The organism is Fischerella muscicola PCC 7414, assembly GCF_000317205.1.
Lineage (GTDB): Bacteria > Cyanobacteriota > Cyanobacteriia > Cyanobacteriales > Nostocaceae > Fischerella > Fischerella muscicola.
In genome coordinates, this window is the sequence record NZ_AJLK01000029.1 from 12,266 (window position 1) to 37,666 (window position 25,401).

Annotated in this window: 24 protein-coding genes and 1 tRNA gene; 11 read left to right on the forward strand and 14 right to left on the reverse strand. The window is 41.1% G+C overall.

From position 1 onward, the window contains the following. Positions 1–548: 548 nt before the first annotated feature. The 4 genes from UYI_RS38655 to UYI_RS0103965 all read right to left on the reverse strand — a co-directional run bounded on the left by UYI_RS38655 (position 549) and on the right by UYI_RS0103965 (position 2,310). The gene (locus UYI_RS38655; RefSeq protein WP_308410444.1) at positions 549–725 is read right to left on the reverse strand and encodes an HNH endonuclease; all 177 of its coding nucleotides are present in this window, start codon (positions 723–725) and stop codon (positions 549–551) included. A 93-nt stretch (positions 726–818) separates the two neighbouring features. Beyond that, positions 819–1,004, reverse strand: a complete 186-nt coding sequence (locus UYI_RS37525; protein ID WP_016865373.1) for a hypothetical protein — start codon at positions 1,002–1,004, stop codon at positions 819–821. A gap of 381 nt (positions 1,005–1,385) precedes the next feature. After that, on the reverse strand, positions 1,386–1,775 hold the full coding sequence (locus UYI_RS0103960; RefSeq protein WP_016865374.1) for an alr0857 family protein: 390 nt from the start codon (positions 1,773–1,775) through the stop codon (positions 1,386–1,388). Positions 1,776–1,791: 16 nt separating this feature from the next. Beyond that, positions 1,792–2,310 (reverse strand): HNH endonuclease, encoded by a 519-nt coding sequence (locus tag UYI_RS0103965; protein ID WP_016865375.1) that lies wholly within the window; start codon positions 2,308–2,310, stop codon positions 1,792–1,794. A 403-nt stretch (positions 2,311–2,713) separates the two neighbouring features. Here UYI_RS0103965 and UYI_RS0103975 point away from each other — a divergent pair, with 403 nt between their 5' ends. From UYI_RS0103975 to UYI_RS0103985, 3 genes are all read left to right on the forward strand, one after another. Next, positions 2,714–3,049, forward strand: a complete 336-nt coding sequence (locus UYI_RS0103975; protein WP_009453717.1) for a ribbon-helix-helix domain-containing protein — start codon at positions 2,714–2,716, stop codon at positions 3,047–3,049. Positions 3,050–3,975: 926 nt separating this feature from the next. Beyond that, positions 3,976–6,036 (forward strand): sensor histidine kinase, encoded by a 2,061-nt coding sequence (locus tag UYI_RS0103980; RefSeq protein ID WP_026085724.1) that lies wholly within the window; start codon positions 3,976–3,978, stop codon positions 6,034–6,036. Beyond that, positions 6,029–6,592 carry an SRPBCC family protein gene (locus UYI_RS0103985; RefSeq protein ID WP_016865378.1) on the forward strand — a complete coding sequence of 188 codons (564 nt, stop codon included), beginning with the start codon at positions 6,029–6,031 and terminating at the stop codon, positions 6,590–6,592. Before UYI_RS0103980 ends, UYI_RS0103985 begins: the two co-directional genes overlap by 8 nt. Positions 6,593–6,749: 157 nt before the next feature. Here UYI_RS0103985 and UYI_RS0103990 read toward each other — a convergent pair. Next, a tRNA-Glu gene (locus tag UYI_RS0103990) sits at positions 6,750–6,822 on the reverse strand. A gap of 361 nt (positions 6,823–7,183) precedes the next feature. Between UYI_RS0103990 and UYI_RS0103995 the strand changes: the two genes are divergently transcribed. Further along, the gene (locus UYI_RS0103995; RefSeq protein WP_016865379.1) at positions 7,184–9,106 is read left to right on the forward strand and encodes a cation:proton antiporter; all 1,923 of its coding nucleotides are present in this window, start codon (positions 7,184–7,186) and stop codon (positions 9,104–9,106) included. Here the strand turns inward: UYI_RS0103995 and UYI_RS0104000 are convergent. Further along, a complete protein-coding gene (locus tag UYI_RS0104000; protein WP_016865380.1) occupies positions 9,073–9,735 on the reverse strand; it encodes a cytochrome b N-terminal domain-containing protein in 663 nt (220 codons plus the stop codon). The two genes, UYI_RS0103995 and UYI_RS0104000, sit on opposite strands and share 34 nt — an antisense overlap. 99 nt (positions 9,736–9,834) lie before the next feature. Between UYI_RS0104000 and UYI_RS31900 the strand changes: the two genes are divergently transcribed. Together UYI_RS31900 and UYI_RS0104010 are read left to right on the forward strand one after the other, a co-directional pair. Beyond that, positions 9,835–10,020 carry a hypothetical protein gene (locus UYI_RS31900; protein ID WP_016865381.1) on the forward strand — a complete coding sequence of 62 codons (186 nt, stop codon included), beginning with the start codon at positions 9,835–9,837 and terminating at the stop codon, positions 10,018–10,020. A 167-nt stretch (positions 10,021–10,187) separates the two neighbouring features. Beyond that, complete coding sequence (locus UYI_RS0104010) at positions 10,188–10,901, forward strand: SDR family oxidoreductase (RefSeq protein ID WP_016865382.1); 714 nt, start codon at positions 10,188–10,190, stop codon at positions 10,899–10,901. A gap of 126 nt (positions 10,902–11,027) precedes the next feature. Here UYI_RS0104010 and plsY read toward each other — a convergent pair whose 3' ends face one another. From plsY to UYI_RS0104030, 4 genes are all read right to left on the reverse strand, one after another. Beyond that, positions 11,028–11,714: a glycerol-3-phosphate 1-O-acyltransferase PlsY gene (plsY, locus tag UYI_RS0104015; RefSeq protein ID WP_016865383.1), complete on the reverse strand. Its 687-nt coding sequence runs from the start codon at positions 11,712–11,714 to the stop codon at positions 11,028–11,030. A gap of 89 nt (positions 11,715–11,803) precedes the next feature. Continuing rightward, complete coding sequence (locus tag UYI_RS0104020) at positions 11,804–13,060, reverse strand: DUF3086 domain-containing protein (protein ID WP_016865384.1); 1,257 nt, start codon at positions 13,058–13,060, stop codon at positions 11,804–11,806. A gap of 137 nt (positions 13,061–13,197) precedes the next feature. Next, positions 13,198–13,614 (reverse strand): DUF3119 family protein, encoded by a 417-nt coding sequence (locus tag UYI_RS0104025; RefSeq protein ID WP_016865385.1) that lies wholly within the window; start codon positions 13,612–13,614, stop codon positions 13,198–13,200. Positions 13,615–13,726: 112 nt separating this feature from the next. Beyond that, the gene (locus UYI_RS0104030; protein WP_026085725.1) at positions 13,727–14,497 is read right to left on the reverse strand and encodes an MlaE family lipid ABC transporter permease subunit; all 771 of its coding nucleotides are present in this window, start codon (positions 14,495–14,497) and stop codon (positions 13,727–13,729) included. A 683-nt stretch (positions 14,498–15,180) separates the two neighbouring features. On the opposite strand from UYI_RS0104030, the gene UYI_RS0104035 reads away from it, so the two are divergent. From UYI_RS0104035 to aroH, 3 genes are all read left to right on the forward strand, one after another. After that, positions 15,181–15,468 carry a hypothetical protein gene (locus UYI_RS0104035; protein ID WP_016865387.1) on the forward strand — a complete coding sequence of 96 codons (288 nt, stop codon included), beginning with the start codon at positions 15,181–15,183 and terminating at the stop codon, positions 15,466–15,468. 571 nt (positions 15,469–16,039) lie between these two features. After that, positions 16,040–16,849, forward strand: coding sequence for a signal peptide peptidase SppA (gene sppA, locus UYI_RS0104040; protein ID WP_016865388.1), 810 nt, complete (start codon positions 16,040–16,042; stop codon positions 16,847–16,849). 115 nt (positions 16,850–16,964) lie between these two features. Continuing rightward, a complete protein-coding gene (gene aroH / locus UYI_RS0104045; RefSeq protein ID WP_016865389.1) occupies positions 16,965–17,354 on the forward strand; it encodes a chorismate mutase in 390 nt (129 codons plus the stop codon). On the opposite strand, the gene UYI_RS31905 is transcribed toward aroH, so the two are convergent. Further along, positions 17,337–18,416 carry a PstS family phosphate ABC transporter substrate-binding protein gene (locus UYI_RS31905; protein WP_016865390.1) on the reverse strand — a complete coding sequence of 360 codons (1,080 nt, stop codon included), beginning with the start codon at positions 18,414–18,416 and terminating at the stop codon, positions 17,337–17,339. The two genes, aroH and UYI_RS31905, sit on opposite strands and share 18 nt — an antisense overlap. Positions 18,417–18,610: 194 nt before the next feature. Between UYI_RS31905 and UYI_RS0104060 the strand changes: the two genes are divergently transcribed. Further along, positions 18,611–19,888 carry a serine/threonine-protein kinase gene (locus UYI_RS0104060; RefSeq protein WP_016865391.1) on the forward strand — a complete coding sequence of 426 codons (1,278 nt, stop codon included), beginning with the start codon at positions 18,611–18,613 and terminating at the stop codon, positions 19,886–19,888. Positions 19,889–20,292: 404 nt separating this feature from the next. Here the strand turns inward: UYI_RS0104060 and crtR are convergent, their stop codons facing one another. Beyond that, positions 20,293–21,189 carry a beta-carotene hydroxylase gene (crtR, locus tag UYI_RS0104070; RefSeq protein ID WP_016865393.1) on the reverse strand — a complete coding sequence of 299 codons (897 nt, stop codon included), beginning with the start codon at positions 21,187–21,189 and terminating at the stop codon, positions 20,293–20,295. Positions 21,190–21,725: 536 nt separating this feature from the next. Between crtR and pyk the strand changes: the two genes are divergently transcribed. Continuing rightward, entirely contained in the window at positions 21,726–23,495 is a 1,770-nt protein-coding gene (pyk, locus tag UYI_RS0104075) for a pyruvate kinase (protein WP_016865394.1), read from the forward strand. Between the two features lie 66 nt (positions 23,496–23,561). On the opposite strand, the gene UYI_RS0104080 is transcribed toward pyk, so the two are convergent. Both UYI_RS0104080 and UYI_RS0104085 read right to left on the reverse strand, forming a co-directional pair. Further along, positions 23,562–24,731: a glycosyltransferase family 4 protein gene (locus tag UYI_RS0104080; RefSeq protein WP_016865395.1), complete on the reverse strand. Its 1,170-nt coding sequence runs from the start codon at positions 24,729–24,731 to the stop codon at positions 23,562–23,564. Continuing rightward, the gene (locus UYI_RS0104085) at positions 24,732–25,307 is read right to left on the reverse strand and encodes a Uma2 family endonuclease (RefSeq protein ID WP_016865396.1); all 576 of its coding nucleotides are present in this window, start codon (positions 25,305–25,307) and stop codon (positions 24,732–24,734) included. Between the last annotated feature and the right edge of the window lie 94 nt (positions 25,308–25,401).

The window sequence follows — 25,401 nt, forward strand, 5'->3', positions numbered from 1 at the left end:
TAAATAATATAAAATCAAGAGAAAATTGAGCAGTCATAAATACTAAATGCTGTTGTTGATTTAGTATTCACTTTTATTTATCTGTCTCAATAAATTTTTCTTGATTGCATTTCACATTGATTTTTTTCAATGCGTGCATAGTAATTTTATAGTCGGGAATCTAGATTTATTGAATCGACCTGTAGACTGAAAGTCTGAATACAAAAATTTACAAAATACTCTCTCTAGAGATAGATATTTTGATATATATTTGCCAGGCTAGTTATTAAATTATTACTTATAAGTAATACTAATAAATACATTTTTGAATTATCAAAAATGAAAAGGACAGCAATTGTCTCTATCTGTAGAGCAGCTTCCCATCCTCATTTTTATGTATGATGATTAGTAATTGGTTTTGATTTTTCCGATTACCAGCCTGCGCTCAAGTGGATACAATATCATTCTATCTTTGGCGGTAGACTGTTACCCGCCTACTAGGGTCTTGCTTTCTGACCCAAGATAGGAATTTCTGCATTTGCGGCTCATTTCTAAGCTTCTCTATGGAATTAAGTTCTTTTGCAAGTAGTTTTGTTATCAAAAAATGCATGAATTTGTCGATGACAGGCTGAACAAATATTCACAGTTGACCCTGGGTCTGTTTTCTTACGTTTGGTGTTTTGTCTTGGAACCAAGTGATGAACGGTAAGACATTCCATCTCTCTTTCACACAGTTCACATTGCATAGTTGATCTTTTTGCTCTTTGCTTGTAATAAGCACACTTTGTGCTTATTACACAATTATTATATTTGTTTAATTGAAGATAGTGATCGCTTCTTCAGAAAAACAACTTACGTTCCAGATAATAAGTTTGTTGGAGCTTACGAATTAATTCTATCGCTTTTTTACTTTGTTGTTGGTCAAAGTGCAAGTCATCTTGAAAGTTATGATTCTCGAATTTATTTAAGTTTTGGCTGGCTGACGGAGGTAGTTTTCGGGAAGACAGAAAGTGAATGTATAACATAGCTGTTTCAGTAATAAAATTTTTGTCTTATATCAAGTTCGGTTAATCACTAAGAATAAAAAACCTTACCCCCATCCCTTCTGTTTGGCAAACACAGAGGTGCGGTCAGCAAAGTGGGATTAAATGGAAATCGTAAGTAATCAGCCGAACTTTATATTACTTTTAAATACATATATAATACAACAATAATACAAAATAAACCAAGGTGTTTAGAAAAAATTTTTGAAATTTTCTAAACTATCGTAAATTATTCAATGTCAGTATACAAACACCAATTTGGGTGATCGCTCCAGAAAACCTGGCAAAATTTTAATGAGTTAGTAGTTACTACTAACTACTAACTACTAACTACTAACAACGGCAGATAGATATTCAACTAGATTATTCACTCAAAACAGAGGCACAAGCTTGAGCAGCGACCCAGAGTTTGTGTAGTAAAAACTCAGTGCGATCGCTCAGTGTGGTAACAAACACACCTTGGGCATTCTCAGAACCATCTGATAACCAAGAACCACTCAGAGTAACTTCAATGTACTCACAATCAGATGCACATAAAGCGAGAATTTCTCTTTCTTCCCATTGCACCTGAGTTTTGAGTTGTTCTAGTCCTGGCAAATTCGCAGGAAGCAAAAAGGAAGCAGTGCTAGGTTCAACAGACAGACTTTGACCGACTCGCAGTGTCAAAATCACTCGCTGCGCTACCCACTCCTCAAGGGACTGAGCCAGACACTCTAGGTGAAAACTCGTTTCGGTGTAAGTTAATTTCAGCATTCCTCATGCTCTCCTGTTATTCCAGGTTTATTTGCATGTCCATCCAAAACTGTTCCGCAAAAGCAATCGCGGGATGGACTGGTGCTTTTGGTTTAGTACGTAGGCGCATACCCGCTTCTTGTGGGGTTTTATCTCCTTTTTTGGAGTTACACCGTTCGCAAGCAGCAACCACGTTATCCCAGGCGTGCTGGCCACCTCGAGAACGGGGAAGCACGTGATCTAATGTCAAATGTTTACTGCTACCGCAATATTGGCAACTGTGATGGTCTCGTCGCAAAACTTCCCGTCTATTTACTGGTGGAACTTTCCACATCCGTTCCCGAGAAGCTATTTTCAAGCGAATTTGTTTTGGTACATCAATAACCAAGCTAGGAGAGTGAACTTGCCAGCCACCATTAGTGGTAATATCTAGCGGTTCCGCCTTATTTGTGATCAAAAGTACAATAGCTCGCTTGATATTTACTCGACACAGTGGCAAGTAATTTTGAGAAAACACCACCACAGATTGATCTAAAACTTGCGTTGCGATCCTCACGGTTTGACTCCTCATTAAAAAACCCCCGCTTTTTTCTTTAGTTAAAGCGGGGGTTGAGAATTGACTTCAAAAGTCTTTTATTCCTGTATCGGTACAGCATCTGGGTGTCTGTACCTCCCGCTTCTCTCTTTTAGTTGTGGTGCTCGATTAAGTACACCAATCCTGGCATATTTAGAATCATGATTACCCTCTGTAAATTTGCCCAGTTTTAGGCAAATCAGCCCCATAAATAAATACTCCACTCCCATAGGCGCTGATTCCCAACTGGTTTGGGACTGATCAGCACGTAAAGAAGTAGAGATGGGGTAAATGGATATCACAGAAAATTTCACCTATTGAACATTCCTTTAAACATACTACACTTGTATTACTATCCTGTCTATAGTTTTAAGGAGAAAAACTCATGCATACCATCACTCGCACCCCTACCACCGATATGGAAGTCACCAGCATCCGTCTTGAGCGCGAATTAAAAGATAAACTTAAAGATCTAGCAGGCAATCAGGGATATCAAGCTCTCATCCGCGATATCCTTTGGAATTATGTCCAGCAAAAATCAGGAGAGTGGAAGCCTCGATTTTCGAGATCTGATATTCGAGCAAGCATAGCTGCTACAGCCCAACAAGAAGAGCGTTGTGTACTCACAGGTCAATTAATTCAACCGCAACAACCGATGCTGTTAGGACTGACGAGGACGGGCGATATGGTTCCTCTAAGTGTCGAAAGTTTAGCCGGATAAATTTGGATTCAGGTGAATGCAGCCTGGTTAATGTTGTTTCAAGCAAAACTGGGCTGTATTCACCATAAAGCTTAGGAGAAAGAAGGCAAAGAAATAATAAGGAAGCCTATTAGGTATAATTATTAACTATATAAATCAATACTATAATTCGTTATTTTATCTATTTATTCATCAAATCAATAAACACAGGAAGCAACAGTCGTAAAAATTCTGCCCGAATCATCAGATTCTTTCCCCCAAAATTAAATTAGCTCAAAAAACAAACATTTAACAGGAACAGAAATAACTGTTCCCTATTGCCCGCTCCCCTTCCCTTTTAAATTATGTTGAAATTATTTAGAGAGTTAGTAATTTATAACACAGGGGGTCTGACTACACTTGACAGATATAAAACATCAGCCTAAAGATTAAATGATTCTAAAGATGAGGAGTAAAGTAACTAGTCTCAATACAGATTTTTCCCTACCCCCTGTTTAGTTGTCGAAAATTTTGCTAAACCCTGACACTAATTAAATTTATTGGTGTCTGACCCAACTAAAAAGTCAGTTATCGAAGCAATTTATGAATAAAATATTACATTTTTTTCATAAATTTCAGTATTAATGCGGAATTTATTTAGGAACTCTTGGCGACAAGTCTAGAAAAATTACGGTTTATGTATAGTTCTAGACAGGATAATCTAAGTAGTTGTTAGTAACAAATATAGTTGTGTGAAAAGCTTTACTTATATTTTCTTGATGCAACTAAACTAAATTTTATGTATTTTATTACTCAAGGTTTCTGATATGAGATGATTTGACGATCTGCAATAGAAAAGGGCTATAACAGGTGAGAGTAAAGTTTTGAAGACAAGATGAAAGATTCAATCACAGGGTGCAGGGTTACAAAGGGATCAAGCATATGGCAGGAGGTTGGGTACAAAGGAAATGGGTTCAATATCCAAAAGCGTACCAGGAATGAGAAAGCGTTTGTCTTCGTTGCCACAACGCCCAGATGAAATAGATAGACTCACACACTACCCGGTCAATCTGATGCAACATGAGGAAGAGGCAGCCCTCCAGTTAGCACAAAAAATCAATCACATCATTGCTAATAGCTCAACATCAGCAATGATGCTGCAAGATATTGCCCAATTGCTTGGAGTTGCATTCAAAGTAGATTGCTGCTGCTTAGTGACTGCCCAGAAAGAGGTGACTGGTGGTGAAGAAATTGCTGCAAATTGGTGTCCCCAAGAGTATTTAGATTCGTCGCCAGATGAAATATTTTCACTAGAGCAGCTGGATTTACCAGTGGTGCAATGCGCTGGTGAACCAACTATAGAGGACATTGCCACAATTCAAAACAGTCTGAAAATAGGTTGCCAACAAGTGCCTATACCAGTGAAATCGGTTCTGGCAATTACTACCCATTTTGGAAACAAAAAGAATGGTGTCATTAACTTAATCAAGTCCCAGCTATATGATTGGAGTGAGTCAGAAAAATATTTGCTCACAGCAGTAGAGTCAGTTTGCGCGATCGCTTTAGAACAAGTAGCACAAGCACAGCTGATCACCTCACAACAGCAGTTTCTCCAAACTTGTGCTAAGCATCAAAATCTGATCAAGCAATTGACAATACTTGGTCGCAGCAACTTGGAGATTAATCAAATGCTTCAGGTGGCAATCGCATCTACTGCCGAGGCTCTAGAAGCAGACCGGGGTTTGATTATATTACTCAAATATACTGATCCGCTATTTAGAAATCTACCCAAAAAACAAATTCCCAAAGCGAAAGCTACTGTTATTGGTGAATGGTCTAGACAGCCAGAAAATTTTTACATTGAGAAACAAGATAACCAAGATCATTCCTTCTGGCTTTCAGAGTGTGGAATTAGTCGCCGCGCCTTTACAGCAGAGTCTGGCAAGCCTGTAATTATTAATGACACCAAAGATAGACGCAAGGATACCTCTACAATCGCCCAAGCGTTTATTTTAGAAAAACTGCCTGCAATGCTGTTAATGAGGTTGGAGAGTCAAGGCAAAGTTTTGGGATTTTTAGCACTACAGCAAACCCAACCTCGTTACTGGCATACAGCAGAAATCAACATGGTAGAAATGGTCTGCGCTCAACTCAGCAATGCCATCATTCAAACACAGACGCTACGACAAGTACAAATGTTAGTCGATGAGCGCACATCCCAATTGCAGCGCAGTCTAGACGTTCAAGCTAAACTGTATGAAAGAACAAAGCAATATGTTGAGCAATTGCGAGAACTCAACAAACTCAAAGATGAGTTTTTGAGCAACATGAGCGATCGCCTACGCTATCCTTTAACCAACATGCGTATGGCTTTGCGTATGCTGCGTCAACCAGGAAGAACCCCCGAACAGCAAACCAGGTATCTGGATATTCTGGAGGAGGAGTGTACTAAAGAAATCAACTTAATCAATGACTTATTGACACTCCAGAAGCTAGAGAATCATCAAGAACCCCCGCAATTTGAAACTTTAGACTTAAATCGCAGAATCGAAGACATATCAGCATCTTTTGAGAAAAAGCTGGTAGAAAAAGGATTAAATATTTCTTGTGAGTTACCGGAGCAATCTCTAGAATTACAAACCGAACTAGAAAGTTTCGACCGTATCTTACAAGAACTTTTAACCAATGCGGTGAAATTCTCCGAACGAGATACTAGCATCCAAATCCAAGCTACACACCAAGTTGTTCAACAACTTGATCGAGTTATTATTAAAGTAACTAATATAGGACGTGGCATCTCAGAGGCAGAAGGCACGTATATTTTCGATGCATTCCGTCGCGGTAGAGGAAGATGGACTCCTGGCACTGGCTTAGGACTTGCTCTGGTAAAATCCTTAGTGCAGCATTTGAGTGGGGAAATTGCTGTGGAAAGTACTCCGATTGAGGATACAGATATCAGCAAAATCTGTTTTACCTTAAATCTGCCCCAATTTTCAGACCAAGACAAAACCTACTCCGAAAGTGACTGAAGAAAAATATACACCAGAAGAACTCAACTTCATCGCTATTGAAGACGAAACGAACCTCAAGGCGAAAGATTTACAAGCTGTGGCTGTTCAAATCGAGAAAATCACAGACAGACAGCGACAAATTACCGCTAAAATTCAAATTCCCCAACCACTGACAAAAGTTTGGGAAGTACTCACCAATTATGAAGCCTTAGCCGACTTTATCCCCAACTTAGCCCACAGTCGTTTACTGGAACATCCCAATGGCGGTATTCGTTTGGAACAAATAGGTTCTCAGCGCTTTTTACGCATGAATTTTTCTGCCCGTGTAGTTCTCGATCTTGAGGAACACTTTCCCAAAGAAATTACTTTCCAGATGGTAGAGGGCGATTTTAAAGACTTCTCTGGTAGCTGGTGCTTAGAACCTTATTCTCTAGGTCAAGAAACAGGGACTAATCTCTGCTACACAGTCAAAGTTTGGCCTAAACTGACTATGCCTATAGGAATTATTGAGCGCCGCCTTGCGAAAGACCTACAACTAAATCTGCTGGCAATTTACCAACGTTTGGAGGGATAAGATAGCCGATTGGTCATCCGCTAACAGGATTTTGGATGTTGGATTTTGGATTGCCTCCAGAAGTGAGATGATCTTAAAACAGAATCCACTAATAGCAAAAAACACTCCACAAACCGTTCACTTTTGCTGTGGAGTATTTTCTCTGTTAATTTTCAGATACCCCCAGGGGAATTCGAATCCCCGTTACCTCCGTGAAAGGGAGGTGTCCTAGGCCTCTAGACGATGGGGGCGCGGGTCACACTTTTATTAATTTAGCGGCTTTTACTTTTGATGTCAACAGTTTAAATGAATAATTTGATAGCAAAATTTTAAATTGCAGCAGGTTAAACTGGGTGGAAGCAAAAGTGATTCATCGCCAAGGGTTAAAAAATGAACTTAAGGAGGTAAAAATGGCACTCAAAAGCTGATAAATCAAGCATTAGAGTCGTTACCATTTTACCAATCCTCGGGAACGGCTGTATTATAGGTAACTAAGTAATAAAACTTTTCTGCCCAGCAAGGAGTATTCAAGTTGTGATATTGCATCTGGTAAATTGAGTCTTTACAATTCTTTACAAAAGATTTTGAAAAACATAGCTCAAAATCTACAACATGGAAGCATCTTTTGAAATCACCTTGCAGATGGTTATTGCCGTCGTTGCAGGCATAAGCGCTCAGGTAGTAGCTGCGTACCTGCGAGTACCCAGTATTGTATTTTTATTGCTGTTTGGTATTCTGCTTGGCTCTGACGGTTTTGGGTTATTGCATCCCCATTTGTTAGGCACTGGATTAGAAGTTATTGTCGCTTTGGGAACGGCAATAATTTTGTTTGAAGGCGGACTTAACTTAGAACTGCGAGAGTTAAACAAAGTTTCTACAAGTTTGCAATTACTCGTAACTTTAGGAACCTTAATCACGTTACTGGGTGGGAGCATGGCAGCTCATTGGCTAGGTGAATTTCCCTGGCCGATCGCTTTGCTGTTTGCCTCTCTAGTAGTGGTTACAGGCCCTACGGTAATCAGTCCTCTGCTCAAACAAATTAATGTGGAACGACAAGTTGCCACATTGCTAGAGGGTGAAGGAGTGTTGATTGACCCAGTTGGAGCCATTCTAGCTGTGGTAGTGCTGAACACGATCTTAAATGATAACACCGACCCCTTTGTTGCCATCAGCAGTTTGCTGATACGGCTGAGTATTGGTGGCATAATTGGGGCAGTCGGTGGCTGGCTGATGGCGTTAATCTGCAAATTTGCCAATTTTCTCTCTTTTGAGGTCAAAAATCTTGTAGTTTTGGCTGGTTTGTGGGGCTTATTTGTATTAGCGCAAATGCTCCGCAGTGAATCAGGATTGATGGCGACTGTAGTCGCTGGTGTGGTGTTTGGAACTGCTTCTGTTCCAGAAGAACGACTACTGCGGCACTTCAAAGGTCAGTTAACGATTTTCTGCGTTTCTGTCTTATTTATCTTACTGGCTGCTGATTTATCTATTGACAGTTTGTTTGCACTAGGTTGGGGCAGTTTATTTACTGTTTTGGCGTTAATGTTTATCGTGCGTCCAATCAACATTCTCTGTTGTACCTGGAACAGTGACTTGAACTGGCGACAAAAACTGTTTCTTAGCTGGGTTGCCCCCAGAGGGATTGTTTCTGCTTCTGTAGCTTCTTTATTTGCAATTTTGCTGACTCAACACGGCATTAACGGTGGTGATGCCATTAAAGCCCTTGTCTTCCTAACAATTATCATGACAGTTTTCTGTCAGGGGCTAACGGCTGGCTGGATTGCTAGATGGCTGCAAATTACCTCCAAAGAAGCGACAGGGGCAGTAATTGTTGGTTGCAATCCTCTGAGTATTTTAGTTGCTCGCCTGCTGCAAGAACGGGGAGAAGCAGTTGTGATGATCGACACTGATCCCGAAGCAAGTAAGCAAGCCCAAGCCGAAAATTTGCGAGTGTTAACCAGCAGTGCTTTGGATGCCAATGTTTTAGAAGAAGCAGGATTGGCTTTGATGGGAACTTTTTTGGCAATGACCAAAAATGGCGAGGTGAATTTTGTTTTGGCACAACGAGCCGCAGAAGAGTTTAACCCACCCCGCGTCTTAGCAGTTTTTCCGCGTGATCCACAAGCCACTAATGGTACAAATAATACTAAAGTCAGCCAGGCTTTCATTCCAGACTTGCAAATTAAAACCTGGAATCAATATCTCAACGATGAGCAAGTGAAGCTAGGAATGACAACACTCAAAGAACCTGGTTTTTCATTACAAAAGGTTCAGTTGCAGGCATTAATCCGGACTGGCGAGTTAGTGCCACTCTTTTTAGAACGGGATGAGAAATTGCAGATCATGCCTGCGGGTGAAGCTTGGCAAAGTGGCGATCGCATCATCTACCTATTGCACGATCCCAGACCGAAGCTTTTAAAACGCCTATCGGGTGGTAGAGACTCAAATCGCCTCTCTCTAGAAAAATTACCAGAAGTTGAGGAAATCCCGATCGGGAAATTATCTCAGCTTTCTGCCAGTGATGCTCCTGCATCTTGAATCTGACTCGGTGGCAAGTTAGCACCTTCAGAGTTGAGAAGCTGAGCTTTCATTTGTTTTTCTTGCCACAATACGCTAAATAAATGCACACCAGAAATGATAATCGCAGAAATTGAAAGAATATAGCTGTGTATGGTGTAGAGTCTTTGGATAGTTAGCGTACTAATTGCACCACCAGTCAGGATTTCGCGTAGCTGCGAACCAATCAAAGGAATCGCTTCAATGGTTCCTAACTCAATACTAAAACGCCAGAATCCTTCTTGATCCCAGCTTAAAATCATTGCTGTCCAACTTAGCCCAATGGCAATGAGAGTGAAGAAAATTGCACTAATCCAGGCTGATAACCAACTCTTGCGAAACTGTCTGCCCAAAAATAACACTACAATTTGCACAAGTGCGATCGCAATCACTCCATTACCAGCAATATTGTGGGCTTTACGGAACAACCAACCATATTGCACCTGTTCTGTAATCAGTTTCAACGACTGATATGCCCTGCCTGCTGCTGGCTCGTAGTAAAAAGACAGCAAAATGCCAGTAGAAGCTGCAACCAAAGAGAGGGTAATAATTACGACAGATAATACTGTGGCTATGCGCCGCAGCACCCTATTAAACTCGGTGCTTTCCATCACTCACCGCTCCTTTTGTTAACTAGGAACTATACTTTTATTACAATTTTATCTAAGAAATATTAAGAAAGTATAATTTACTGTTAACAATTTATAGAGTTGTCTGAAGTTCCATCTGACGTAGTAGAAAGCCGCGTCATAGTTACTTTTTTAGAAGCAAAGCCAGTTCAATCCACTCCACAAATGATGTACTTTGGCATGTTGGCTGCTTCAAATCAACACTCAAGCGAAGAAGATTTCAAGGTGGATTTGCTAAAGGAAGAGGTTTGGTTCACCGTGACTTAAAGCCAAGTAAAAAGCTGCTTGCCACATACCCTGCGGAGCATGATGTTAACGGTGTTTTCGCTTATCTTAGGCAACAGAAAACCGTGATCGCCTACACTTCAAAAATCGCATTAGAGAAATTGCTGTAACCTTTCTGGTGTAGGTGTCACAACCACAAAGGAGCGCCAATGAACTCAGAAAAGCAAATACCAACAATAGCGATCGCTACTGGTGCAAATCGAGGTATCGGACTGGAAGTTACACGTCAACTCGCTCGTCAAAATATTACTGTGATTTTAGGAGCGCGTGACCTTGAAAAGGGAAAAGCCGCAGCCGAGACATTGGCAAAGGAAGGACTTGAGGTTTTACCGCGTTGGCTGGATGTGACGAATCAAGAAAGTATTGATCGTTTAGCAGCTCAAGTCAAAGAAGAATTTGGGCGATTAGATATCCTGATTAACAATGCTGGCATTCTCTACGATACTTGGCAGCAAGCAATCAATGCTAACTTTGATACAGTACGTGAAGCCCTGGAAACAAACACCTTTGGCCCTTGGCGCATGTGTCAAGCGTTTATTCCCCTGCTACGCCAAAGCAAACATGGACGAATTGTCAATGTTTCCAGTGGAGCTGGATCTTTAACTAGTATGAGTGGTGGCACACCTGCATACAGTGTGTCAAAAGTAGCACTCAACGCCCTCACCCGAATGCTAGCTGACGAGTTAAGAAGTACTGGCATTCTGGTTAACTCAGTTTGTCCAGGCTGGGTTGCAACTGATATGGGTGGTGCAGGAGGAAGACCAGTTGAGGATGGTGCAGCAGGGATTGTGTGGGCAGCAACATTACCCGATGATGGGCCAACAGGTGGATTCTTCCGCGATGGGAAACCTCTGCCTTGGTAGGCATAGCCTGAAAAAATTATGTTTAGAAATCGAACACCGATGCACACGGATACACACAGATAGATTATCCGTTAGTGGCAGAGATCATCGGTGTTTATCGGTGTTCATCTGTGTTCGTTTTTTCTTTTATATATTGACGCTTTCTGGTGTCTCTGTCTGCAACTTCTGTCCTAATTTTGGTTCAGTACCTGCGATGATGCGCTCAATATTAGTACGATGCCGCAAAATTACATATAAACCAGCCGCAACCCCAAACAAAATGTAGGGTAGGGGTTGGTGCAGAAGTACCATGAAAATGGAAACTGCGATCGCACCAGAAATTGAACTTAAAGATACAATCCTTGATATTGCTACGACAACGGCAAATACTCCTGCTGTCGCTAAAGCGACTTGCCAATTCATCGCCAGCAAAACTCCTAAACTGGTAGCAACTGATTTACCACCAGTAAATCCCAAAAAAATAGATTTACTGTGTCCGAGTACTACTGCTAGTCCTGCTAAAGTTACCATCCATGCTTGCCAGATTCCAGGATTAACGGTTGAGGGAATTAAATCTTGATTTTGGGCAAAGTTAAACAACCAGTAAACCAGAAAGATGGCTAAAACTCCCTTGAGGCAATCAATTAACAAAACAAATGCCCCAGGCCCTTTACCCAATGTTCTTAACACATTAGTTGCTCCCGTAGAACCGGAACCAACTTCCCGAATATCAATGCCTTTTAATAGCTTCACTACTGTGTAACCAGTGGGCAGAGAACCCAACAGGTAAGCTACAAATAGAATTGCCCCACACAAAATTAACCAAGTAGACATAATTTTTAAATTGTTGTTTGTTGGTTGTTGGTTGTTGATTGTTAGTAATGAAGAATCGAAATCACCAATGACAAATGACCATTGACTAATTAAAAATCATCTTCATAACTTCTCATCATTTTGGGGTCAGGGGCAAAGGCTAACCATAAAGGAAATTGCAACAGTGCCAAGCTGATTAACTCTTCAGAATCATCAATGATAATTAAAGGCAGTTGGTTGGATTTTTCCAACCGTTCAGCTTTTTGTGCCACTGCTTCTGGAGACTCAAATAATACAACTCCCCGATCAGGGCCAAAATCTGGACGACCAATTCCTAAGCAATCTTGTAAGCCACGACGCCATTCACCCAAGCGTTCCGGTGTATTAGCTAAAACTAAAGTACGGACGCGATCGCCATAAAGTTTGTGCAGTATTGAAATAATTGCTGAGGAAACCAGTATATTTTGCAACCTGCTACCCATTGTCCGCAAAGCACCCCGTCCACCTTGGTTGAAAAACCAGTTAGAAACTCTTTCGGCGTGGACAGGTTCAAATGTACGACGCAACTGCCACGGTGGACCATAATAATCTGGTTTGGTGCGATACTGATCAATCAGGCGACGAATTTGCTTGGTAGTGTCTTGAAACTGTTGCTGGGCAAATTGTGGTGTTCCTGGTTGGGTTTCAGCAGGTCTGACTTCTTTGATGATAACTTTTTCTGGTTCTGGTTTTGGTGCGGAAACTAATTGTAATTGTTCTGCGGCGGCTGCTAAATCCTGTAAGCTACCAGTGAGATAGTCTTTAAAACCCTGTACCCGAATTGCCAATTCTTGAGAAGCACCTGCAAACGTAGTTCGCATCTCGTTGCGAATACGTTCTTGACGCCGTTCGAGCTGTTCTACAGAAATTTGCAGGGCATTTTTACGCTGTTCTAGGCTAGAAAGCGTCTCCTGCACAAAATTCCCCATCAGAATTTGCGTTTGATTCATTTGTGCTTGCAGAGTTTTATATGCAGCTTGCAAGTCGGCAATTTCTGCTTTTAGGGCTTGTTCTTGTTTTTGTAACTCAGCAAGTCGTTGTTGTGTTGCTTGGACTTCTGCTTGATCTTCTAATCCCAAAGTGGTGATTTCCTCTTGTTGCTGCACCACAAATTCATCTTTAGAGTTGCTTGCTTGTGAGTTTGCTATAGGTAAGACAGAAGTTAGATTGTTTTGTTCTGTATCCACTGTAGAGTTGTGTGTTGTTGATTCTAAAACTGGTTCAACAGATAAGTTTTCTGTTTGTTCATTTGTAGATGTAGGGCTTTCTTCTGGTGATTGCAAAGACTCATCTGTTGGTTGTGGGTTTTGATATTCCTCTGGATACATAAAAAATAGTGTAATTCCTATGACGCAATTAAAAAACTTTCAGCAAATATACAATTTAAGACTAAATCAGTTATCAGTTACCAGTTATCAGCTAGCACTTGATCACTGATAACTGACAACTGACAACTGTTCACTGACTAAATGCGTGGACAGCGTTGTTCCAAACAAGTTTTTAGAGTGTTGGGGTCAAATAAAATTGGCAAAAAATGAATACTTTTAACTTCTTTAAAGTAAAACAGGATGGGAACACGCTCCCAGAATATCCGCCAGTTTTGCCATTCTTGGTAAGGAAATCGCCGAATTAATTTTTCTCCTCTATAAACATCTAAATCAGTAGCAGTAAATTGCAGACGGAGTGTGACTGTCTGAAACATGAGAAATAACCCAAATAGTGCGATCGCACCTCCTACCCAAGGTTGCACCAAAAGCAGTGGAATAGCCAAAATCACTAACACTACAGGGATGTTGTAACTAGGCTTAAGTTCCACAGTTGATGTTGATAATGGTGTGCTTGTTGTAGTCACAGTCTTGAATCCTGTTCTGTTAGTAGACATTAATTCCTATTCTAGGAGTTAGTGGTTAGTCAGTAATTGTTGTTTGTTGTAGGTTGTAGGTTGTTTGTTCTTTGAAACCAAGCAACGATCAACCACCAACTACCAACAAATCCTAAAACCCCTGCAATAACGCACTACCTGTTCCTTGATACATTAACCAAGAAAGAAAGAAATTACTAATAAATATGATCAACAAGGCAGTCACGACAGCAGTTGTCGTCGATTGTCCCACACCTTTGGCTCCTCCCGTTGTTGTCAAACCCCAACTGCAACCAATTACAGCTATCAAAACTCCAAAGCAACACGCCTTGATCATGGCGCTGATGATATCCCAAGTGCCAAGAAAATTACGGGCAGAGTCCAGAAATTGTGTGTCAGAGAGATTGTAAATATTTGTGGCAATGATCAAACCCCCCAACATTCCTGTCACCAGAGATAGCAGGGTCAAAATTGGCATCATCAATAGGCAAGCAAGCAGACGGGGGATAACTAAATAATCCACTGGATCAGTTTTTAGCATCAATAAAGCATCTATTTGTTCAGTTACCCGCATTGTGCCAATCTCGGCTGCAAACGCCGAACCAACACGTCCTGCGATCACCACAGCTGTTAAGACTGGCGAGAGTTCCCGTGTTAAGGCTACTGCCAAGACTCCACCAACAAGGTTTCCTGCACCAAAGGTGATAAACTCCCGCGCTACCTGAATAGTAAATACTGCACCTACAAAAACAGCCGTTAATAGGGCAATAAACAGCGAATCTGGCCCTACTACAGCCATTTGTTCTAAGGTATTGCGACGATGGATTTTACCTCTGAGGAGATGGATGATAACTTGTCCACCTAAAAAAATCGCCGCCAGTAACCGCTGACTCCATTTTCCCAAACTAGATGTTGATGTAATCTCGCTCAATGTTCACCAGCTAACTCAGTAACTGCAATAAGAATAGCAATTTAGTTGATTGTTGGTTGTTGGTTGTTGATTGTTGATTGTTGATTGTTGGTTGTTGGTTGTTAGTAGTTAGTAGTTAGTAGTTAGTAGTTTAGTTGTTCTTTAACATGACTTACTCCTCACACTCCACCCTTACCTTAAGCCGCTACGCGTCTACACACTTCCTCCATCTCCTCACACTCCTCACACTCCCCATCTCTCCATCTCCCCACCTCCCCATCTCCCCACTGCCCCTAATCCCCAACGCCAGGTGCTTTATGCCGGGAAACCCGTCCACCGCACTGGCTCCTCCCTGTCGGTCGTGGGGTCCGGTGAGTTCCCCATCTCCCCACCTCGGTTAACTAACTTTAAATCTCATCTCAGAAATTCTCAGAAATTAACATTGCTTTGTCTATGGGTATGTTTGTAGCTAGTCGCGTCAGGCTTGGTTTTTAGGGATTCTCTAGATTTAGTGCTTTGTTTAGCTTGACAATACACCTGAAAATTTGTGTGTAGGTATTTTAATGAAAACTTAAGATTTTTGAAATCTCGCCCATTGAAGAGCGATCGCACTTATTGTAGAAAGTGACTACTTAGGAAAACAGCTATTGTCTCTTAATTCAGGGAGCTAGACCTTCATGACGATTTGGATTAACTTTCTGCGATCGCTACTGCTGACGATTATTTTTAGCTTTGTCGCACCTATGTTCCTGGTCGGCAGCATACTGTTAACTGTATCGCTAATGGGTCATATCCCGGTCTTACAAACTGTGACTGAAGCGATCTCTACTCCCATTATGCAGTTTCTCGCTATTTTTGGTAGCGGCAACGCGATCGGAGGATTATTTACTATTAGTTTGACCTGTAGCTTTGTCGGGGGACTGTTTGATACTTATGCTTATTATCGGTGTCAAATCTTACGTTAATCTCCCTGATGGACTGCTGAGTTCAAGCTAATATCGTTGAGGATAAAGATGCAGCCAGTAAAAGAAGATACCTCTGCTGTAGATGGGCGTAGAGTCTTAGCATTTTTCTCTACGCCGAAGCCATTCCCGTAGCCGACTTACCCTACTCTTGCTACTTCTAATGAGAGTAATAGGTAGGCTGAGATCTGTGGAAGACAACAAGCTTAAATATAGTCAAATTTTAGATATAATTTAAATAATCTTATTAATTTTCGCTGTGACGTAATATTTAACTCGTTACAAAATCAAGCAAGATTTTTATAGATAAAAATTTCTGTAATTCAGATGTTAAATGAAAAAATTGTTTATCTCTGCAACTGGGTAAATTGAATCAGAACCAAATTAAATTTTTTTATGGTGCAAGGTCTACAAAAGTCTTGTAGACTTTGGTGTCTACACCCTGACTCGCGTGTAAAACAGATTGATAGAAAAGCAAAACATCAATAATACACACGCAAACCATAAAAATTCCATTAAAATTCGGATTAGCACTTTTGCCTTTTATTGACTTTAGAAGTATTCTTGACTGCACATGGTTTGGCCTTTTAAGCCTAGATTTCGTAAACAAATAGCTCGAATTGAAATTACTGGTGCGATCGCAAGCAACACTCGCAAACGGGTACTAGAAGCCCTAGAAACCGTAGAAGAGAAAAAATTCCCGGCTTTGCTGCTACGCATTGATAGTCCTGGCGGTACAGTCGGTGATTCCCAGGAAATCTACAGCGCCCTCAAACGCTTAGGTGAAAAAGTAAAAATCGTAGCTAGTTTTGGCAATATCTCCGCGTCTGGCGGTGTCTACATTGGTATGGGCGCTGAACATATCATGGCTAACCCAGGAACAATTACGGGTAGCATTGGTGTGATTCTGCGCGGTAACAACTTAGAACGCTTGCTACAAAAAATTGGTGTTTCCTTCAAAGTAATCAAGTCTGGTCCTTACAAAGATATTTTGGCATTTGACCGAGAACTGACTGAACCAGAACAAAATATTTTGCAAGAATTGATTGATACTAGTTATCAACAGTTTGTGCAAACAGTCGCCGAAGCAAGGAATTTAGCAGTAGAAACTGTGAGAAGTTTTGCCGATGGTCGGATTTTTACTGGTCAGCAAGCCTTAGAATTGGGTATTGTAGACAGATTAGGAACAGAAGAAGATGCTCGTCGTTGGGCAGCAGAATTAGTTGGTCTTGATCCGGAAAAAACACCCGTCTTTACCCTAGAAGAACGCAAACCTCTACTGAGTCGCTTACTTCCCGGGAATAGTCAGGCTGCATCTGGAATTAGCTGGCTAGAGTTTGAAATGTCTACAAGTGGTCTACCTTTGTGGTTGTATAGACCATAAATTTGTCATTTGTTATTTGTCAAGTGTCATTTGTCATTTGTCCTTTGCTAATTGACTAATGACACTTGATCTCTTTCCTGATGACCAATGACCAATGACTAACTAAGGAGGATAAATGGTAGAGTGGCGAACGCGTGCTATTCGCGGCGCAACAACCGTTTCCGAAAATACGGTTGAGGCAATGCAAGAATCAGTAATGGAACTATTAGATGAGTTGGAAAAACGCAATCAACTGCATCCTTCAGATATCATTAGCATTACTTTTACAGTCACACAGGACTTGGATGCAATTTTTCCTGCTGCAATAGCACGCCAACGCCCCCACTGGGATACTGTCGCCATGCTGGATGTACAGCAAATGCATGTCGAAGGCAGTTTGGAACGCTGTATTCGGTTTTTAGTCCATGCTTATTTGCCAGCATCTGGGTCAGTATCTCATATCTATTTACGCCATGCCCAAAAGTTGCGTCCTGATTGGGTTGTACCCCTAGCGCATCGGGATTAAGCCAGCCTCCTCTATGATCCTTTGTCCTTGATCGGTCAACAAAAGATTTGTATAAGCCTCTCCTGCTTGCTGTTGTTGACCATTATTCTGTTTAGTAATCACATACAATTTGGTAATTATTGGATAACTGCCGTTGTTAATAACCTCCGTATTTACTTGATTGCGCTTTTGCGGACACTGATTTTTTGCTACTAAAGGTTCAATGTAGGGTGAAACTAATTTTGTAGGAACTAAACCCACATTTAAAAGTTTGACTGTACATTGAGGTACTATTGTCCGAGCCCCAGCGTAATAAATACTACCAGGAGTCTGGTTAACTCGGCGCAGTGCTTCCGTAGGAGAATAGACATACTGAATTTTAGAACCAAAAGTTTGCGGGTCTAATATTTGCTTGTCAGCAGATATGACTGTATCTGCGCTCTCTGGACGCCCAGAAAAGGCAGTAATTACTAAATCAGGACCACCTACTTGCTGCCAATTAGTGATTTTGCCGGAATAAATCTGCTGTAATTGTTCTACGGTTATACCTGAAACTTGTAGTGATGGATGAGTTGCGATCGCCACACCATCAACAGCAACTTGACGTGATGCAAGTGTGAAACCTCGCTGCCTAGCTATTTCCTGTTCTGCGGCGGTGGGGAGACGAGAAGATTCAACAAAATCTAATTCCTGATCAAGTAACATTTGAATTCCCGACCCAGAACCGGGACTGCTGTTGATGGGGTCTACATAGCGTAACTGTAGTTCCGGACGAAGATTTTGGATCTGGGCGTCTACTAACGGTCTAACAGATGCCCAAGCAGTACTCCCACCATGTTTGAATGAGCCAATGGGAACATTTGTCACTGTCTGGAAAGTTGAATCGCTAAGATCAGAGGTAGTATTTGTACTTTGACTCGCAGGTCTAGAGAAAGCACGGTTATCGATTTGCAAGCGTGGTCTGAGCCATAACCAGAGTCCACCAATAATAATAATTGTGATCAGTTCGCCGACAACTAGACCTCTGACTATCTGTACAGCGTCTCTGCTGAGTGTGACGCTTCTTCTACGTTCATTAGTCATCTTCTCTTACTGGCGTTTACTAGGTCAAAGCAATTTGGATTTGAATGCACGCTCTTGATAACTCTTGATAAGATTTAAATGTAACTTCTGGTGGTTATACCTAAAACTTTCTTTATAAGAACTATATATTAAATCTATTAAGTAAATTTGATTTAAGTAAAGTTACTTAATATAGCCGTCAGATCAATCGTGACATGTTGAGTCAGTTGCTAGGAGAACGATACCGAGTTGTTCAAGTTTTAAGTCAAGGTATATTTTGTCAAACCTATGTAGCACAAGATATTTACTCATCCGGCTGTCCTACTTGTGTAGTCAAGCATTTCTTACCAAGTGATAAATGTCCTATTCCAGTAGAAATACGTAGACGACTGTTTATTCGAGAAACAGAAGCCTTGAAAAAACTGGGTGATTATAACCTAGTTCCCAATCTTCTGACTCATTTTGAAGATAATTTAGAGTTTTATTTAGTACAAGAATTTATTGATGGGCATCCTCTAAGTGTAGAGCTTACCCTTGGTAAACAGTGGTTAGAAAAGGAAGTTTTTCAACTACTAGTAGAAGTTTTAGAAATCCTGAATTTTGTTCATAGTCACGGGTTGATTCACCGAGATGTCAAGCCAAGCAACATTCTCAGGCGTAAGCAAGATCATCGCTTAGTTCTGATTGACTTTGGTGCTGTTAAGCCCATCTGGAATCAATTGGTCAAAGATTTTATTCCCCCTGAACAAAATACTACCATTGCGATCGGCACACCTGGCTATATGCCTCATGAACAAGAACGAGGCAAACCACGGTGCAATAGTGATATTTATGCTTTGGGTATGATTGGCATCCAAGCCCTGACAGGGGTACATCCAACACAATTACCAGAAGACGGGCATACGGGTGAAGTGATTTGGCAACATTTAACTCCAGTAAGTGCTGAACTTGCCTCAGTACTTAATAAGATGGTGCATTACCACTTTAAAGACCGATATCAATCAGCACAAGAGGCGCTATTAGCATTGCTACCGTTAGCTAACCTCTACGCATCAACACAGGAGACAAAATTTACTTCTACATCGCTATTCACCTTTACATCCCAAACTTTACCGCCAGAAGCGGATACTCATCTAATTTCTGGAGAGAATAAAATATCACCACCACTGTTGGATGAGCAAACGAGTAAATTCACCATCCCAGAGACGTTACTGTCACCAAGAAATTTTTACAAAATAAGGCAAGATAACGAGGGGTTGCAACTTCAAAACCTCTCATCTGGACAAAGTGATAATCAAGATTTTGAGGATGATAGTCAGACAAGAAATACCACTATTACTATTTTTCTTAAAAAACCAGCTTTGTTAATTGGTCTAGTGCTTGGTGCTGTCTCTGGTGTAATTCTTATGGTTGTCAGCTATTGGTCTGTACAGATAGTTAATCCTACTCCGAAAGTGCAAGACTTGCAATTACATAAACATGTCTCTCCCTAAGTACTGGTTTGCATTAATTCGTAGTGTTATTAAACGCAAAGGATCGCAAAGGAGAACGCAAAGGGGCGCGAAGTTTGGCAATTTTGTACTAAGTTTTGATTATCACTAATTTATGTTCACTGAGCGCTCGATTCTGGTTTGGTTGGACACTATCTCTATAAATCAAAAACGCTACAATTCCAACCACGACTAAGTTAGTAACGAGTAGTCCAATAGTACTCCACATCCAAATTTTCATCTTCATCACCAGTGCTTACTTTAGCTAGTGTTTTGCATACCATCCTAGTAAATAGTGGTTAGTGGTCATAAGCCCACTACCAACTATTAACTATTGTACGGAAGAAGAATTTTTAGGAAAAAATTTTTTAGTTTAATCTAAGGATACATGTTGCAATGTTTCGCTCCTATTCTACTGATTTTTTTCGGTGAAAACGAATTCCTAAAAAAATGTCGTAAAGGAAATCAAAAAAATCTTTTTTTTGGAGTAATCCTAAAGATTGATAACAATCTTTCTGATCTAACAGAGGTTTCATGAGATAGTATGTAGGCTGATAATTGTACCAAGGAATAGAAGGCCACAAATGATGAATTAAGTGGTAGTTCTGTCCGAGAATCAAAATGTTGAGAATTGGATTAGCGTAGACACGAGCATTTTTCCAGCGATCGCGCTCAGCAAAAGGACGATGGGGCAAATAATCAAAAAATAATCCCAAAGCTAACCCGACGATGCCAGAAGGTACAAACCAAAAATTGAGAACGTAACCTAAAAAATGGTAATGAACTGAGGCAAAGACAATTATCACCACAAATAAACGGCTGAGAAACCATTCAAGAAGTTCATACTTGCGCCAGAGACGTCGTTTGAAGAAAAATACCTCATGGTAGAAAAAACGCACTGCGATTAACCACAGGGGACCACCTGTAGAAACAAAATGATCCGGGTCGTTTTTTGGATCATTGACATGAGCATGATGCTGCAAATGTACCCGTGTAAATACTGGAAAAGCAAAAGCTAGCATCAAAGCACTACCATGCCCCAATATCGCATTAATTATCTTGTTGCGATGGGCAGACTGGTGGCAAGCATCATGAATTACCGTACCGGAAATATGTAGGGCAATGATGTTCATGACAAATGATATCCAGTGCGGCCAGTGCCAAACCCAGTAACCAAGGCAAGATAAAACAACAATCGCCACAGCTGCCAAAAACATTAGCAGCGTCGGATTAAAACCACCGGGAGGCGCTAACAATTCTTTGGGGGGGACTGTCAGTGGCTTCTGTGCCTCCGACGTCAGCATCGTGAACTCCTTAATTAATCAAATGTTGCTAGTAAAAAAAAGGCAGAAGACAGAGGGCAGAAGGCAGAAGGGGTTCCCCACAAATTCGCTCTCCGAATCGCGAATTTGTGGGGGCCCCGCAGAAGGCAGAAGGATAAAAAAATTTCATACTTCACACTTCATCCTGGAAATTTTCTACATAGTTATCCTCCTTGGCAATTGGCTGTTGGTCAAGAGATTTCATTTTTTATAGGGTAAGGGGGAAGGCTAAAGTAAAAAACATTCCCCTTCACTTTTCCCCTAGAGGAAAAGTGATAGCACTAAATCCACTGTGAAAAATAATAAAGTTTTAAAGTTTTGTGTAGCAAGATTTATCGATAATCTTCGCATATCATGGGCAAAATAACGGTATGATTCGAGTCGAAGCTTCAAGCTTTGATCTTTAACCTGCTAGAAGTTCCCGCTATTAAATCAGTGAACAGTGAACAGTTATCAGTGAACATTGATAAAACTGACAACTGATAACTGATAACTGATAACTGAATTTGTCAGCCTCTATGCAATTGAAAGACTCTTTACGCCGAACCAAAATTGTTGCCACCATTGGCCCTGCCACCAGCAGTCCAGAAATGCTCAAAGCTATTATTGAAGCTGGTGCAACGACATTGCGATTGAACTTTTCTCACGGTTCTCATGCTGATCATCAGCGCAACATTCGCCTGATTAGGCAAACAGCCTTTGAACTTAATCAACCGGTGGGAATTCTCCAAGACTTGCAAGGGCCGAAAATTCGCTTGGGCAAGTTTGAGAATGGGTCGATAGTGCTAGCAAAAGGCGATCGCTTTACCTTAACTAATCGTCCAGTAGTTGGTACACAAGAAATTAGCTGCGTTACCTATGATTATTTAGCAGACGAAGTGCCTGTAGGAGCAAGGATTCTCCTTGATGACGGGCGCGTCGAAATGCTTGTAGAGGATATTGAAAAGGAAAAAGGCGATCTCCACTGTCGTGTTACCGTCCCTGGGACTCTTTCCAACAACAAGGGCGTAAACTTTCCTGGAGTCTACCTTTCCATCAAAGCCATGACCGACAAAGACCGTGAGGATCTGATGTTCGGTCTGGATCAAGGTGTGGACTGGGTGGCACTTTCCTTTGTTCGTAACCCCCAGGATGTGATGGAAATTAAGGAACTAATTTCTAGCACAGGTAAAAATGTTCCAGTGATTGCCAAAATCGAAAAGCACGAAGCGATCGAACAAATGGAAGCTATTTTGGCTTTGTGTGATGGCGTGATGGTTGCTAGAGGCGATTTAGGGGTGGAACTGCCAGCAGAAGATGTTCCCATGCTGCAAAAGCGATTAATTGCTACTGCTAATCGTTTGGGAATTCCCATCATTACTGCCACCCAGATGTTAGACAGCATGGTCAATAATCCCCGTCCTACCCGTGCCGAAGTGTCGGATGTGGCCAATGCGATTTTAGATGGTACGGATGCGGTGATGCTCTCCAATGAAACTGCTGTTGGTAAGTTCCCAGTCGAAGCTGTGGCGACAATGGCACGGATTGCGGAAAAAATCGAGCAAGAAAACATCCAAAACAACAACGCTAGCCAAGTTAGAGATCGCAAACGTTCCATTCCTAACGCGATTAGCCAAGCAGTAGGACAAATCGCTCAACAATTGGGAGCCGCAGCCATTATGAGCTTGACTCAAACAGGCTCCACAGCTCGCAATGTTTCCAAATTTCGTCCTTGGACACCAATCTTGGCTATCACGCCCCATGTTAATGTCGCCAGACAACTGCAACTAGTATGGGGAGTCAAACCGTTATTGGTATTAGAATTGCCCTCCACTGGTCAAACGTTCCAAGCAGCAATTAACGTAGCTTTAGAAAATAATCTCGTTTTTGAGGGAGATTTAGTAGTCATGACCGCCGGTACACTCCAAGGAGTGTCTGGCTCCACGGATTTGATTAAAGTAGAAGTTGTGACAGCTGTATTAGGACGGGGAATTGGACTTGGGCAAGGTTCAGTCAGTGGTCGTGCCAGGGTAGCACACACTAGTATGGATGTGAGTAACTTTAATCCTGGTGATATTTTGGTTGCACCCCGGACTAGTGCCGATTTTGTCGAAGTAATTCGCAAATCCGCAGGTATTATCACTGAGGAAGACAGTCTCACTTGTCACGCCGCAGTCATTGGTTTGCGTCTCGGCGTTCCTGTGATAGTTGGTGTCAAGAAGGCAACACAAGTAATTCGAGATGGATCGATTCTGACAATGGATATGCAACGGGGTTTGGTTTACTCTGGGGCAGTAGGAACTCCATAAGAATTGTTGGTTGTTGGTGGTTGGTGGTTGTTCCTATCAACAAACAGCAATCAACTATCAACATTTTCAAAGATACTGTTTCAGCACTTCTGCCGTTGCTAGTCCTGTTTTTTCCCAGCTAAATTGATTTGCCCTAGTGATGCTAGCCATAGATAGGCGATCGCGCAGTTGGATATTAGTAGCAATTTTAGCCATTGCGTCTGTAATTTCTTTGATATTGTATGGGTCGATGAGAATGGCAGCATCACCAGCAACTTCTGGGAGAGAGGAAATATTAGAGGTAATCACAGGAGTACCGCAGGCCATTGCTTCTAGAACTGGGAAACCAAAACCCTCCCAGAGACTAGGAAAGACGAGTGCGATCGCACCACTTATAATTTTTGGTAATTCACTATAGGGAACGTAATCCAAAAATTTGACTTGCTTAGCGATACCCAATTCCTCTATTTGCGCTTGCAACAGGGGAGTATAACGTTTATCCTGTGGCCCTGCTAACCACAATTGGTAATCAAAATGATTTGGTAAGCCTGCAAAAGCAGCAATCAGTCTATGTAGGTTCTTATGGGGATCATGTCTACCAATGTAGAGAAAGTAAGGGCAAGATTTTGATGACGGGGCTATGAAAACACACGAGAGATGAGAAGACAAAGAAGAAAGACTACTTCCTTGTCCCCCATGTCCTCCTTGTCTCCATATTCCCGTATCTTCCCTAACAGGTCGAAAATGATTAACATCATGTGCTAAGAGAATTGGCGTGATTTTCCTAGCAGGAACCTGGTAAAAATCAGTAATATCTGTGGCTGTAGCTTGGGAATTACAAATAATGTGTTGTGTCTGCTGAAGAACTTGGGGAATATAGTAGCGAAAATAGGGTGTCAGGGGCGAAAAGCGCTTAGGAAAACGCAACGGAATTAAGTCGTGAACCATCACGACAAAACGACAATTAGAATAAAGCGATGCTTCTGGAAGAGGGGAAAAAATCAGTTGAGATTTTAAATTTTTATATATTTTTGGTAATTTAAACTGTGTCCATAGCAAGCGATCAAAATGGCCTTTTGTCCCATCCGCAGGGGTAAGATTACCAGGAATTGAGTAACATTTAAATTCTGGATAATTTAGGGCTGTTAATAAGGTGGGATCAAGAGGTTTTAAATAAGGAAAAATATTTTTAGCATAGTTACTTATACCTGTAGGTTGAGAAAATACCACAGATAAATTAATTAATAAATCGCTCATTTATTCAAACTTAATTCGCTCATAAATTTGATGATATGGTATTTGACAGTTTACTGAAAATAGAGTCAAAACTCCATCTTTATCCTCAGATTCTCTAAATAACCAATTACCATCAGAAGTTTTACTAAACTGCTCAATGTGGGTAGAATACTGGTCAATCAAAATATATTCTTGGAATTCAGGTATAGAACGGTAATAAGTAAATTTGTCACCGCGATCGCGACTGCTTGTAGACTTTGAGAGAACTTCAAAAATTATACAGGGATTGAGGACTGTATCGTTACGTCCTTCTTCAAAAATAGGTTCATCTTTGATAATTAAGACATCAGGATAGGTGTATTGACGATAGCGAGGAATCCACAAACGTAGATCATTGGCATAAACACTGTAACATTGTTCCTTGAGAGCAAAAGTTAGAGCAATAATTAAATTAACAATGATTTGATTATGATTAATCGAACCTCCTGTCATTGGAACAATTTCTCCATCACAATATTCGCTACGGTACTCAGCAGTTTCTTCATGTGCCAAATACTCTGCTGTTGAGTAGTAACGGGGTAGAGTTTGCACAACCATAACACTAGTCTGTAGTTTCAAGCTCACTAAGATAACCTTAGCCTAACATTTAAATTATCAGTTATTAGCAATCGTAAATTAGTTGTTAAAATTG

Bases quoted from the DNA above. Each gene is read 5' to 3' on its own strand.
- UYI_RS38655 (WP_308410444.1), bottom strand. From the start codon at position 725: ATGCAATGTGAACTGTGTGAAAGAGAGATGGAATGTCTTACCGTTCAT.
- UYI_RS37525 (WP_016865373.1), bottom strand. From the start codon at position 1,004: ATGTTATACATTCACTTTCTGTCTTCCCGAAAACTACCTCCGTCAGCC.
- UYI_RS0103960 (WP_016865374.1), bottom strand. From the start codon at position 1,775: ATGCTGAAATTAACTTACACCGAAACGAGTTTTCACCTAGAGTGTCTG.
- UYI_RS0103975 (WP_009453717.1), top strand. From the start codon at position 2,714: ATGCATACCATCACTCGCACCCCTACCACCGATATGGAAGTCACCAGC.
- UYI_RS0103980 (WP_026085724.1), top strand. From the start codon at position 3,976: ATGGGTTCAATATCCAAAAGCGTACCAGGAATGAGAAAGCGTTTGTCT.
- UYI_RS0103995 (WP_016865379.1), top strand. From the start codon at position 7,184: ATGGAAGCATCTTTTGAAATCACCTTGCAGATGGTTATTGCCGTCGTT.
- UYI_RS0104000 (WP_016865380.1), bottom strand. From the start codon at position 9,735: ATGGAAAGCACCGAGTTTAATAGGGTGCTGCGGCGCATAGCCACAGTA.
- UYI_RS0104010 (WP_016865382.1), top strand. From the start codon at position 10,188: ATGAACTCAGAAAAGCAAATACCAACAATAGCGATCGCTACTGGTGCA.
- plsY (WP_016865383.1), bottom strand. From the start codon at position 11,714: ATGTCTACTTGGTTAATTTTGTGTGGGGCAATTCTATTTGTAGCTTAC.
- UYI_RS0104020 (WP_016865384.1), bottom strand. From the start codon at position 13,060: ATGTATCCAGAGGAATATCAAAACCCACAACCAACAGATGAGTCTTTG.
- UYI_RS0104025 (WP_016865385.1), bottom strand. From the start codon at position 13,614: ATGTCTACTAACAGAACAGGATTCAAGACTGTGACTACAACAAGCACA.
- UYI_RS0104035 (WP_016865387.1), top strand. From the start codon at position 15,181: ATGACGATTTGGATTAACTTTCTGCGATCGCTACTGCTGACGATTATT.
- sppA (WP_016865388.1), top strand. From the start codon at position 16,040: ATGGTTTGGCCTTTTAAGCCTAGATTTCGTAAACAAATAGCTCGAATT.
- aroH (WP_016865389.1), top strand. From the start codon at position 16,965: ATGGTAGAGTGGCGAACGCGTGCTATTCGCGGCGCAACAACCGTTTCC.
- UYI_RS31905 (WP_016865390.1), bottom strand. From the start codon at position 18,416: ATGACTAATGAACGTAGAAGAAGCGTCACACTCAGCAGAGACGCTGTA.
- UYI_RS0104060 (WP_016865391.1), top strand. From the start codon at position 18,611: ATGTTGAGTCAGTTGCTAGGAGAACGATACCGAGTTGTTCAAGTTTTA.
- crtR (WP_016865393.1), bottom strand. From the start codon at position 21,189: ATGCTGACGTCGGAGGCACAGAAGCCACTGACAGTCCCCCCCAAAGAA.
- pyk (WP_016865394.1), top strand. From the start codon at position 21,726: ATGCAATTGAAAGACTCTTTACGCCGAACCAAAATTGTTGCCACCATT.
- UYI_RS0104080 (WP_016865395.1), bottom strand. From the start codon at position 24,731: ATGAGCGATTTATTAATTAATTTATCTGTGGTATTTTCTCAACCTACA.
- UYI_RS0104085 (WP_016865396.1), bottom strand. From the start codon at position 25,307: ATGGTTGTGCAAACTCTACCCCGTTACTACTCAACAGCAGAGTATTTG.